Annotated in this window: 12 protein-coding genes; 4 read left to right on the forward strand and 8 right to left on the reverse strand. The window is 45.5% G+C overall.

Annotated elements, in window-relative coordinates; genetic code table 11:
• Positions 1-58: 58 nt before the first annotated feature.
• The gene (locus NE536_RS11890) at positions 59-730 is read right to left on the reverse strand and encodes a fumarate reductase cytochrome b subunit (RefSeq protein ID WP_071940684.1); all 672 of its coding nucleotides are present in this window, start codon (positions 728-730) and stop codon (positions 59-61) included.
• A gap of 172 nt (positions 731-902) precedes the next feature.
• Positions 903-1,625, reverse strand: coding sequence for a fumarate reductase cytochrome b subunit (locus NE536_RS11895; RefSeq protein ID WP_261272810.1), 723 nt, complete (start codon positions 1,623-1,625; stop codon positions 903-905).
• Positions 1,626-2,009: 384 nt separating this feature from the next.
• Here NE536_RS11895 and prmA point away from each other — a divergent pair, with 384 nt between their 5' ends.
• The 4 genes from prmA to NE536_RS11915 all read left to right on the forward strand — a co-directional run bounded on the left by prmA (position 2,010) and on the right by NE536_RS11915 (position 7,702).
• The gene (prmA, locus tag NE536_RS11900; RefSeq protein WP_063884687.1) at positions 2,010-2,891 is read left to right on the forward strand and encodes a 50S ribosomal protein L11 methyltransferase; all 882 of its coding nucleotides are present in this window, start codon (positions 2,010-2,012) and stop codon (positions 2,889-2,891) included.
• A 174-nt stretch (positions 2,892-3,065) separates the two neighbouring features.
• The gene (gene dusB / locus NE536_RS11905; protein ID WP_006083370.1) at positions 3,066-4,034 is read left to right on the forward strand and encodes a tRNA dihydrouridine synthase DusB; all 969 of its coding nucleotides are present in this window, start codon (positions 3,066-3,068) and stop codon (positions 4,032-4,034) included.
• A 16-nt stretch (positions 4,035-4,050) separates the two neighbouring features.
• Positions 4,051-4,356, forward strand: coding sequence for a DNA-binding transcriptional regulator Fis (gene fis, locus NE536_RS11910; RefSeq protein WP_006083371.1), 306 nt, complete (start codon positions 4,051-4,053; stop codon positions 4,354-4,356).
• 331 nt (positions 4,357-4,687) lie between these two features.
• A complete protein-coding gene (locus NE536_RS11915) occupies positions 4,688-7,702 on the forward strand; it encodes a UvrD-helicase domain-containing protein (RefSeq protein WP_261272811.1) in 3,015 nt (1,004 codons plus the stop codon).
• Positions 7,703-7,764: 62 nt separating this feature from the next.
• Here NE536_RS11915 and NE536_RS11920 read toward each other — a convergent pair whose 3' ends face one another.
• The 6 genes from NE536_RS11920 to NE536_RS11945 are packed head-to-tail and all read right to left on the reverse strand — an operon-like array spanning position 7,765 to position 11,526.
• The gene (locus NE536_RS11920) at positions 7,765-8,052 is read right to left on the reverse strand and encodes a hypothetical protein (RefSeq protein WP_011848019.1); all 288 of its coding nucleotides are present in this window, start codon (positions 8,050-8,052) and stop codon (positions 7,765-7,767) included.
• Between the two features lie 8 nt (positions 8,053-8,060).
• Positions 8,061-8,495 (reverse strand): pilus assembly protein PilZ, encoded by a 435-nt coding sequence (locus NE536_RS11925; protein ID WP_261272812.1) that lies wholly within the window; start codon positions 8,493-8,495, stop codon positions 8,061-8,063.
• Positions 8,496-8,529: 34 nt separating this feature from the next.
• Complete coding sequence (locus NE536_RS11930; protein WP_261272813.1) at positions 8,530-9,450, reverse strand: flagellar motor protein MotB; 921 nt, start codon at positions 9,448-9,450, stop codon at positions 8,530-8,532.
• Entirely contained in the window at positions 9,450-10,307 is an 858-nt protein-coding gene (motA, locus tag NE536_RS11935) for a flagellar motor stator protein MotA (RefSeq protein WP_261272814.1), read from the reverse strand. Before motA ends, NE536_RS11930 begins: the two co-directional genes overlap by 1 nt.
• A 23-nt stretch (positions 10,308-10,330) precedes the next feature.
• Positions 10,331-11,047, reverse strand: a complete 717-nt coding sequence (locus tag NE536_RS11940) for an RNA polymerase sigma factor FliA (RefSeq protein WP_261272815.1) — start codon at positions 11,045-11,047, stop codon at positions 10,331-10,333.
• Between the two features lie 11 nt (positions 11,048-11,058).
• Positions 11,059-11,526, reverse strand: coding sequence for a flagellar basal body-associated FliL family protein (locus tag NE536_RS11945; RefSeq protein ID WP_261272816.1), 468 nt, complete (start codon positions 11,524-11,526; stop codon positions 11,059-11,061).
• Between the last annotated feature and the right edge of the window lie 14 nt (positions 11,527-11,540).

Genomic DNA, 11,540 nt, shown 5'->3' on the forward strand with positions numbered 1-11,540 from the left:
ATTCTATTTATTAATAAGCTTATTCATTGATTTACTTATTCATTAATTTCTGGCGGAGTTAACTCGCATGGGGTAAAAATGCCAGCAGCGAAGCTATGCCGACGGTGACAAATAGCACGCTCACTATAGTTTTGATCTTACGTAATCGGTTGCGACTATTGAGATCCCGCGCCGCGCCCCATTTCAAGGCCACTCGGTAAATACCAATCGCCGCATGTAACTCCACCGTGAGCAGCAACGGCAGGTAAACCATCCACACACCTTGGTTCCAAATACGGTCGGCGCTCCCTAGGGGACCAATGGTTTCGGGGGCTGAGCCAATGAGCCACAAATGCACAGGCAGCAAGAGTAAAATCACCACACCGGTAATGGCTTGCCAGCGCCACAGACGCGTATCACTGTGGTTGATCACTTGCATTTGTTGCCGCAGTGCCCTTTGCTGACGCAGGCTCATGGGTAACTTTTGCAGCGCAACTAGTACATGTACTAACGCAAGAGCGGCAATGCCCATTGCAATAGCCGTCACCACCCAGGGATAACCGTGGCCATCGTCGGAAAGGAAACTCAGCTCCATAGTGCGCGCCACCCAATTCATGGCATCGCTACCCAGTAAAATCGATGACACTAAGACTAAGTGGGTCCACAGAAAGACCGCGAGGATGACGCCAGACACGCTCTGACTTAAATCCAGCCAAGCACTCCATTTTTTAATAGTTAGTTTGATCGCCATCCTCTCGCCTCACGCCGTTGACCTTATCGAGCCAATCTCATTAAGTCTTACTGCAAATTAATATCGCTCACATATCCACATGAAAACGTGAGCCAGATCAATTGAGTGTTGAATAATTAACCTAACGCTTAAATAATAGCAGTGAAACAAAATCCTGTTGCCGGCTCAAAACCTACTCAGGCACAAAGGGCTGCACAGGAATACCCAGCTCACTACCGATAAACAGATAGGACACTAGGCTCGCAGTCCCCAGACATAGCAGATAGATAATCAGCACCTTAGCGACTTTTCGTAGGCCTGAGCGTTTGGTGGTTATGCCCCACTTTACCGCGACGCGATACAGGCCAATCATGGCGTGCACAACCACAGCAGGCAGCAACAGCACATACAGCAACCAAGCATTATCGTGATACACCCGCTCAGCCGATAAATGCGGGCCAATTTCGGGATTCAAAATCATAGTGAAGAGGTGAACAGGAACGAGGAAAAATAAGATAAAGCCGGTGATCAGTTGCCAAAACCACGCATGGGTATCCTTGTGGTTGATGCTACCCATGTGCAAGCGCAGGGCGCGCCATTGCCCGAGCTGCGCCGGAAAACGCCGCAGTGCCACCGCCGCATGCACTATCACCACCAATAGCATAAACACCGAAAACACTTTAGTAACTATAGGGAAACCATGTCCTGTGCTGCTGAACATGCCACCTTCAAGCAACTGCACTACACGATAAAAAGCCTCTTTTCCCAGCAGAATGCTCGACTCAAAATGCATATGCAGCAATAAAAAGCCGCCGAGCATAATCCCAGTCGCACTCTGTAGCCTATCAGCCTTTGCTGACCAAGGATGACCTTGCGATGTACTCACCCTATTGTGAACTCGAGTTATGCTTGTCATCTTAGATTCACCTATGTCGTTTGTCGTTGGCACCTCTTGGCAAACTACACCATAGCAGCAACGCAGATCCGGCTTCAGCATCACAGATTTAAAGCGTGAGCCAACTCACCTGATTGAGTGCAACTCTTAGAAGAAGATCACAAAAAACGCACCAAACCAAACAAAGGTAAAACCAATTAACCAATATATTTCATGGTGTTATGCAAAAAATTAAAACTGACAATTCGCTTTCCAGCACCAATCAATGCGCGTTAGCTAACACCTTGTCTACGCAGACAAAAACGCTATGCCACGATAGTCAGTCGCAGAACCTTAAGCCATGGTTTACAATAGCGCGATATTTTGAACCCTTAGCTTTTGCACACTCAGCCACAGGATGCCCCCATGCCTTGGATCCAACTCCGTATAAACACCAATAGCGATGACGCTGAAACCATCAGCGACTTGCTCATGGAAGAAGGCTCAGTCTCTATCACCTTCGAAGACGGTAAAGACACCCCTATTTTTGAACCTAAACTGGGCGAAACCCCACTGTGGCGCGATACCGTTGTCGTTGCCTTATTCGATGCAGAAACCGATCTGACACCGACCATCGCCATGTTGAAAACCTTGCCTTTCCTCGGCGAAAACTTCAGCCATAAGGTCGAACAAATTGAAGATAAAGACTGGGTGCGTGAGTGGATGGATAACTTCCACCCCATTCAATTCGGCACACGTCTGTGGATCTGCCCAAGCTGGCGCGAGATCCCCGATCCAACTGCGGTCAATGTGATCTTAGATCCAGGTCTTGCCTTCGGTACTGGCACTCACCCTACGACGGCTCTGTGTTTAGAGTGGTTAGACAGCTTAGATTTAAGCAATGAAGAAGTGATCGACTTTGGCTGTGGCTCTGGCATCTTAGCCGTAGCCGCACTGAAACTGGGCGCGAAAAACGTCACAGGTATCGATATCGACTATCAAGCCATCGACGCCTCACGTGCCAACGCCGAGCGCAATGATGTCGCCGACAAGCTAGCCTTGTACTTGCCAGAAGACCAACCCGCCGATCTCAAAGCCGACGTTCTGGTCGCCAATATTCTTGCCGGCCCACTGCGTGAATTAGCGCCTTTGATCGCAGAACGCGTAAAAACCGGTGGCAAACTTGCCCTTTCCGGTCTCCTCAAAGAACAAGCCCAAGAAATCTCTGACTTTTATAGCCAATGGTTCGATATGGACGCAGCGGCTCACAAAGAAGATTGGAGCCGCTTGACAGGCAAGCGTAAATAGCGCTAAAGGGTGGCGCAACATGCGCCACCGCTGGCTTCTAACTATTCATCCTCTGACTTCTCGCCGATTAAAAGTCAAGAAAAAAAATTACATCTAGGTCATTTATTGACCTTTTCACGGCCAACAAAAAGGGCTACTATAGCGCCCCTTTGAAGAGCTAAGGTGAAACATAAAATGCAGATTGGACCCTATCAACTGAACAATCAGCTGATCGTGGCACCAATGGCAGGTGTCACCGATCAAGCTTTCCGTAATCTTTGTCTTCGTTATGGCGCAGCCCTAGCGGTTTCCGAGATGCTTTCATCCAATCCTGAAGTTTGGGATACAGATAAAAGCCGCCAGCGCATGACGCATTCTGGCGAGGAAGGCATCCGCTCAGTGCAAATTGCAGGAGCCGATCCTGATTTAATGGCGCAAGCCGCGTTGTTCAATGTTGAACAAGGCGCTCACATCATTGATATCAATATGGGTTGCCCCGCGAAAAAAGTGAATAAAAAGCTGGCTGGCTCAGCGCTGATGCAAAACCCGCCGCTGGTAAAAGAAATTTTACAAGCCGTGGTCGCCGCAGTGAATGTGCCCGTCACGTTAAAGATTCGCACCGGCTGGGAGCCAGAACACAAGAATGGTGTTCAAATCGCCCAGATTGCCCAAGATTGTGGCATCGCCTCGCTCGCCGTTCACGGTCGCACGAGACAATGTATGTACAGAGGCGACGCTGAGTACGACACGATTAAAGCAATCAAACAGAATGTCTCGATTCCTGTCGTCGCTAATGGGGATATCGACAGTCCGGAGAAAGCCCGCTTTGTGCTGGAATACACCGGTGCCGATGCCTTGATGATAGGACGGGGTGCTCAAGGACGGCCTTGGATTTTCAGAGAAATCCAGCACTACTTGGAAACGGGTAATAAGCTAGCGCCCATTGAGGTTGCCGAACAGCGTCAAGTGATGCTGGAACACCTCACCAAACTTTATGATTTGTATGGTGAATACAAGGGTATCCGCTTCGCCAGAAAACATATGGGATGGTACCTAGACCAAGAAGCTCAGCGCCAATTTAGGGCTGACTTTAATCGGCTGGAAACCGCTGCAGAACAGTATTCCCTCGTGGAATGTTATTTTGATGAATTAGTACAGAATTAATAAAGAGCAGAATAGAATGTTTGATCAGACAACTAACACAGAAGTTCACCAGCTTACCGTTGGCAAAATCGAAACCGCAAACGGCACTATCAAGCCCCAGTTATTACGTGACGCAGTAAAGCGTGCCGTAACTAACTTCTTCGCACAGTTGGACGGTCAGGAAGCACAAGAAGTTTATGAAATGGTGCTAAGCGAAGTTGAAGCGCCTCTGCTTGACATCATCATGCAACACACTCGTGGCAACCAAACCCGCGCAGCAAACATGCTAGGTATCAACCGTGGTACTCTGCGTAAAAAATTGAAAAAATACGGCATGAACTAATCCGCAAGGATTAAGCTGTTGTATTGAAAAAAGAAAAGGCCTGAAGAGATTCAGGCTTTTTTGCTTTCTGATACACAATTTTCTAATGTACACCTTTCTAATGCGCGCCCTTCTTATGCATATAGTTACACAGCCAACATAATGCTTGGTTCACGCCAACTAAGACATCATTCACCAACACTATAAGCTTGGCTGCGTTTGATGAACAAAATCAATAGACAATCCATACAGAGCTATAGCATAACCTTGACACGAGCTATCGGGTTTTAAGTTATAATGCATTTAAAAATCAGCCTGTTAATTCTAAAACTTTTTAGCCGTAGGTTTTACATTGTCATTGACTCACTCTGAACAAGATATCAAGCACAGTTGGTTTGGCCATTTCTTTATTGGCAAAGCTGATGCGGTAAAACTCAGCGCCAGTGGTATTAGCATTAATCGCACTAAAGGCGGCTTTTTTGCTCACTCTCGCAGCGCTAATAAAGTAGCAGCTGACGAACATTTTACTTGGCAGCAGCTCGACTCCCCGCCGGTTTTTACCTTAAGTCCGCTCGGATACTTGCTCGGTTTCACTGTATCTGGCAAAGCCTATCAACTGCCGTTTCTAAGCTATTTTGCGCAGCATCAATTTGGCAACGAAATCGCACTGCTTTGGGCGAATGCCAATGGGACGCGCATTGCTGAGTTAGTGGCGAAAGTGGATAAAATACTGGCACACACTTATTTACGTGAATCACGTTTAGAAATGATACAAGCCAGAGTCGCGCGCGAATATCCGCGTTGGTTCCCTTGGTGTGAAAACCTGCCCTTGGCGGCAAATCTACACACTGTGTTAGCGAGGCTTAAGCAAATCCACCGCTGGACCCGCGCCGATATAAAGCAGTTGCGTGAAGATTACATTCAGTCTCAGCTCGTTAAATTTGCTGACTATTTTGAGCATGTAGAATCTAATCCCTTAACCGAAAAACAGCGTCGAGCTTGTATTATCGATGATAACAATAACTTGTTATTGGCAGGTGCTGGCACGGGCAAAACCAGTGTGATGGTCGGGCGAGCCGGATATTTGCTGAAGAGTGGTCAAGCAAAAGCCGATGACATCTTGCTATTAGCCTATGGCCGTAAAGCAGCTGACGAGATGGATGAACGGATTAAAAACAAGCTTGGCACGGAGGATATCAAGGCGAGCACTTTCCACAGTTTAGGCTTAAAAATTATCGCCGACGTTGAGCGCGCTAAACCCAGTTTGTCCCCTTGGGCAGAGGATGACAAAGCCAAAGAGCTGTGGGTGCACAATACCCTTGAGACTTTGATTGAAAATGAGGCTTACCGTAAGCAGCTTTTCGAGTACTTCAGCCGCTTCTATTATGTTGAAAAAAGCCCATTCGAGTTCGAGGTGGAAGGTGAGTATTTTCAATACTTGAATGATAACGATATTCGCACCCTTAAAGGTGAGCGAGTCAAAAGCTTTGGTGAGCTCTACATTGCCAACTGGCTATTTAGCAATGGCATTGAATATGTTTATGAAGCTAAGTATGAGCATGATGTGCGCAGTATTGATTTTCGTCAGTATCAACCCGATTTCTATCTGCCTGAATACCAAGTTTATCTTGAATACTATGGTATTGATGAACACCAGCATACCGCCCCTTATATCGATAACCATAAGTACTTGGAATCGATGGCATGGAAACGTCAGCTACATAAACAACATGGTACTAAGTGTGTTGAACTATTTTATTACCAACATAAAAACGGGTCGTTAATCGGTAAGCTTAAGCAAGCTTTACAGGTCTTTAAAGTGCAATACGCCCCTTTACCCGATGAAGCCATACTCGCAACCCTGCATGAACTAGGCCGCGTGACTGAATTGGCAAAAATGTTTAGTCAGCTGATTGGGCTATATAAAGCAGCTTGCCTTGATGAACATGGCCTTGAGGGGGTATTTGCCCGCGCCGCCGATGCTCAGCAGACCCGTAAGGCATTCGAACTGCTTGAGCCCATAATCACGCGCTATGAGCAACATTTAGCAATAAATGGCGACATTGATTTTGAGGACATGATTGGCAAAGCGCTGACGTATCTACAACGCGGGCAATTTATTAGCCCGTGGCGTTTCATTATGGTGGATGAGTTCCAAGATATTTCAGAACCACGAGCCCGCTTAGTGCGTGCCTTGAGGGATTCCTGTGCGCCCCATTCTAAAACACAGGCGTCTTTATTTTGTGTCGGGGATGACTGGCAGGCGATTTATCGCTTTAGCGGCGCAGATGTGAGTTTAACTACGCATTTTACTCACTATTTTGGCCCAACCGCCCAAAGCGACTTAGATCTGACTTTTAGGTTTAACAGCAGTATTGGGGAAGTCGCCACCCAGTTTGTCACCCAAAATACCACACAAATGAGCAAGGATATTCGCTCCCTCACGCAGGTCGCCTCCCCCGCGGTTTCAATATTACGCCGCGGAGAAAACGAACCGCCCAGTAAAGATGAGCCAAGCCCAAATGCATTGGAACAAGCATTAACGGCGATAAGTGCAAGGATAAACGCCGGAAGTGACAAACTTAGCAGCTTACCAAGCGTCAATTTGCTGGCACGTTTTTGGTTTCAGTTACCCGATAAAACCCAAGTTAACCAACTTAAAGCTAAATATCCCAACGTGAAGATTGAGTGCCAATCTTTTCACGCTTCGAAAGGGAAAGAAGCCGATTATGTGGTGATCATGGGGATGAAGACGGGAATGCATGGCTTTCCGTCGATGAAAATTACGCCGCCGATACTGGATGCTTTTTTACCTAAAACTGAAGCGTTTGAATTTGCAGAAGAACGCCGACTATTTTATGTCGCATTAACGCGGGCAAAACACCGTGTCTATGTGATTGCCGATATGACAGATGTGAGCCCTTTCGTCACTGAACTGCTTACAAAAAACTACCCAATTGAACAAGATGAGTTCAGCACCTCTTTAGTACAAAGGTTATTTAAAGAAGTAAAATGCGTGCGTTGTAGCACGGGAACGCTTAAGCCTAGAACGGGGAATTTTAAATCCTTTTATTCTTGCTCACACTTTCCCTTGTGCGATCACAAGGAGCAAGGCTGCGAACTCTGCGCTAGCCCAATGACGCGTAACCGTTTTGCAGGCTTTAAGGCGTGTCTAAATGAGGCTTGTGGACATATATCACCGCTTTGTAACCTCTGCGGCGGCGATATGCTGTTGAAGGATGGTCAATTCGGCCCCTTTTGGGCCTGTCGCAATTACCGCGGGCAAAGCCTGCCCAGTTGTACGAATACGCTAAACAAGGCGAAGTTATCGATCCCAAGCGAGCGAGCCAAAAAGCATGTGAGCTAAATACAAAGATGCTTAACAAAAGCCTATAATAAGTCGCAACTCATTTTTTATAAGCAGGAAATTTAGAGTAAAAAGAAGAAATAAACCACGAGGAAAAAGGAGCTGAGAGCACCAATCACAACAGGATAAATGAGGTAAGCATCTTGCGCTCTGGCTGCACGAATAAAGCATAAATGAGCAAGAAAATAATTATAGATAAAAATCATAACTGAAATCATAACGCCATGACTAAAGCGTAATGTATTCATATTAAACGCAACAATAATAAGCAATAGCCAATTCAGCAGGATGAGATAAAGAAAGACCTTCTGCAGTTTATCTGAGCCGTTACGATTAAAAGATGCAGCCATTGCATATCCTATATTTTCGCCCGCAATCTAATTGCGTCGATCAAATTCTGAACTTCATCCTTGTCACGATAAATCCAGCGCGCTCCTAAGAACTTCAATCGACCTTTAATCGTGTGTTCTCGAGTGACTTCACATAAGACACGTGTTTGCTCAAGTTCAATATAGAATCTCATCCCTATCGACAGTGGTTCATTACACAGAATTCCAACGCCACTAATGCTAATGTCTTTTATGTTGGCTGTACCCATTGGCGTAATAACAAACCAACGAGTTGTCGATAAATTTACTGTCAGACCGTCGCACGCAAATGCGAGTGGCGCTCTTTTATTTCGTCTCAGGCTAAATCTTTGATGAGTTCGACGATTATCAAATTCAATAATCTGATAATCAGGGGTCGCTTCAACGTCATCCTCAGAATGTACAAACTCTTCATACAGATTCATAGTCATCCCTAACAAATGAGAGCAGGTATTAACACTAGTGAGTGATTGCTTGGTGCTTAATTTCGTTGATAGTCATGCCGTTTGGTACAGTATCGCTAGGAGCACCAATCATGCCTCTTAATAACTGCTCAGCAGAGGACGTTAATATTAAGGCCTCTATACGACGATTAGCCGCTGCAGCAGTGTCAGTCGCGATATAAGGGATCTGATCTGCCATCCCAGTAACTTGGATAACTTGGTCACGTTTAACGCCGCCACGCTCTAAAACTCTACGCGCCAAAAGTGCCCTCTCGCTAGATAATTCCCAATTGGTAAATAAATTGCCAGCGTAAGGTGTTGAATCTGTATGACCCGAAATGACCATGCTGTTGGTGACATTTTTTAAAATCGGCCCTAAAGATAAGAGCAACTCTTCAAAATAGGGTTGCATCTGCGCACTGCCTCGCGTGAACATAAATTGATTCACATTATCGTGAATTAAGATGCGTATGCCTTGAGGCACAATAGTCACGGCAATATTTTCAGCCATGCTCGAGTTTTGCACGACTCGATTCAATTCCCTAGCCAATACCGTTAACTGTGCTTGTGTATCAAATTGCCCAGGGATCAATGTGCCTTCCTCCAAACCTTCCGACTCCCCGCCTCTGGGCATTGAACTAGACGGTATGATTGGAGGTGCAATAGACATATTGCCTTCTAAATCAATAATCGAAGATGACTGACTTAACTCAAATGGATTAATTGGGCCGGTTGGATTCATATCTCCACGTAAGTACTGCACTATCATGGTTCGCTCTTTTTGATCTGCGATTTGCATGATCCACAGCACCATAAAGAGCGCCATCATAGCAAGCGTGAAATCGGCAAAAGCGACTTTCCAAGCCCCTCCGTGCCCATGATTACGCTTTCCTCGCTTTCGCCGCTTGATAATAATCGGCTCATTTTTATGGAGCATTAGCTTCTCTGCCCTTCCATCCAACGTTCTAATTCTATAAATGAAGGGCGATTTTCACTTTGAATTTGTTTCCGTCCCGCATCAATAGCCATCATTGGTGGCTTACCTTTTGAAAAGGTCACTAAAATAGCGGCGATGCACCGAAGCTGTGCCGATTTACGATCAACCAGATGCTCTAATGCTTTAGACATAGGATCGAAGAAACAATAACACGCAAAAATACCGATAAATGTACCCACTAATGCTGCAGCAACTTTGACACCAATCATAGTAATTGGCCCGTCAATATTTGACATAGTAATAATAATACCGAGAACCGCAGCTAAAATACCAAAGCCTGGCATAGCCTCGCCTACCTTACTAAAGGCTTCCGATGGCCGTAATCTATCCTCCTCTATTCGATGAATCTCTTCTTCTAAAATGTGTTCTAAGTCATGGGGAGATATCTTCCCAATAGACTGAACGCGTAAATTATCGATTAAGAACTGTAAAACATTTGGATGATTAAGTACGGCTGGATACATTAGAAAAATAGAACTTTGCTGAGGATTTTCTAAATGCTCATCGAGTACTTTTAAGCCTTGTGATTGGATCTGAGCCATTAAAGTGCCCATTAAGGGAAATAACTGAGGATATAATTCAGGATCTTCTTTTCCCTTATTAAATAACTCTTTTAACTGTTCAAACATCTCTTTTAATACTGATTGCGGGTTAGCAATAATAAGCGCCCCTATTCCCGCCCCCATAATGATCAAAATTTCAGCAGGTTGCCACAATGCAGACAAAGCGCCACCCGCCCAAACATAACCGCCAAATACAGAGGCTAAAATGATTAACAGCCCAACTAGTTTACTCATTACGATCTTCTCACTTTTAAACTTTAGCGCTGCAATATTGTTTTTAACTGTGAAATAGCTGATTTATGCAGCTGGCAAATACGCGTTTCAGTCAATCCCAATGCCAAAGCTATCTCTTTTAAATTCAGCTCATGATGATAGTAAAGCGACAGAATTAGCTGTTCTCTTTCATTTAATTTTGAAATAACTTTGATCAAGGTTTGCTTCAGCATCAATCGCTCGACATCATTGCTTCTGTCTACTGGTTGCTCCCCTCCTAATAGCAATTCGTCTAAGCTCTTCATCGACTCCGCTTGTGTTGAATATAAGCGTTCCCGATAATCTTCTGCGCTCAGCCCAAGCGCACTGGCCACTTCGAGATCGCTTGGTTCACGCCCCATCTCTCGACTCAAGCGCCTAACCACGTCATTAAGCTCATGGGCCTGCTGCCGAACAGGTCTAGGGCGCCAATCTTGACGCCTCAGCTCGTCGAGTATGGCACCGCGAATGCGTTGCCCCGCGAAGGAAATAAATCCATTATCCAACTCACCAGGATACCGACGTGATGACTCAAGCAAGGCCATCATGCCAATTTGCTCCATATCCTCGAGGGATAACATCACGCCGCAGTGACTGCGCATCTGCGACACGATACGTTTAATTAATGGCAGATATTGCCGAATAATCTGCTGTTCAGATTGGCGCTCTTCGACCGGATAGTCACAGGTTTGTTGATATGCGAGTTGGCCCGCTGTTGTCATGATAGGGCCTCTTACTGGATCACCATGCGAGTAAAGAGCACTTCATCAATATCCGACGGTAATTGATTATCAGACAGCACTTTTACCATCAATATCAGCGCCTCTGACTGTAAGCTGTCGAGCTGGTCTAAATGATTCAACTGCTCAAATGTTTTACGTGAAAACATCTTCATCATAGCGTTACGTATGAGTGGGTCAGACTCTAGCAAAACCGTTTTCATATTGGGATTACGGCTTTTTAATGACATTTCAAGCAGCATGTAATGGGGGTATTTATCCCCTGGAATCGATATAACAAACTTTTCTAATGGATAGAACTTTGCCACAGGTACAGGTTTGACTTCGGGTTCCGATGCAAAAAGCTCTGCTAGCTTCCAATCTCCACTACTTGTTCCAATCCAAAATGCACCTGCGGTCGAACTAATGAGCACAAGTAACGCTAAAATAATCTTTACTAAACGAGATTTTAAAATTGCCATTAAACGACTCCGGC

Origin of the sequence: Shewanella septentrionalis, from assembly GCF_025370265.1 — a bacterium.
Classification (GTDB): Bacteria; Pseudomonadota; Gammaproteobacteria; order Enterobacterales; family Shewanellaceae; genus Shewanella; species Shewanella hafniensis.

Coding starts and splice junctions, on each gene's coding strand:
- NE536_RS11890 (WP_071940684.1), bottom strand. CDS start 730: ATGGCGATCAAACTAACTATTAAAAAATGGAGTGCTTGGCTGGATTTA.
- NE536_RS11895 (WP_261272810.1), bottom strand. CDS start 1,625: ATGACAAGCATAACTCGAGTTCACAATAGGGTGAGTACATCGCAAGGT.
- prmA (WP_063884687.1), top strand. CDS start 2,010: ATGCCTTGGATCCAACTCCGTATAAACACCAATAGCGATGACGCTGAA.
- dusB (WP_006083370.1), top strand. CDS start 3,066: ATGCAGATTGGACCCTATCAACTGAACAATCAGCTGATCGTGGCACCA.
- fis (WP_006083371.1), top strand. CDS start 4,051: ATGTTTGATCAGACAACTAACACAGAAGTTCACCAGCTTACCGTTGGC.
- NE536_RS11920 (WP_011848019.1), bottom strand. CDS start 8,052: ATGGCTGCATCTTTTAATCGTAACGGCTCAGATAAACTGCAGAAGGTC.
- NE536_RS11925 (WP_261272812.1), bottom strand. CDS start 8,495: ATGAATCTGTATGAAGAGTTTGTACATTCTGAGGATGACGTTGAAGCG.
- NE536_RS11930 (WP_261272813.1), bottom strand. CDS start 9,450: ATGCTCCATAAAAATGAGCCGATTATTATCAAGCGGCGAAAGCGAGGA.
- motA (WP_261272814.1), bottom strand. CDS start 10,307: ATGAGTAAACTAGTTGGGCTGTTAATCATTTTAGCCTCTGTATTTGGC.
- NE536_RS11940 (WP_261272815.1), bottom strand. CDS start 11,047: ATGACAACAGCGGGCCAACTCGCATATCAACAAACCTGTGACTATCCG.
- NE536_RS11945 (WP_261272816.1), bottom strand. CDS start 11,526: ATGGCAATTTTAAAATCTCGTTTAGTAAAGATTATTTTAGCGTTACTT.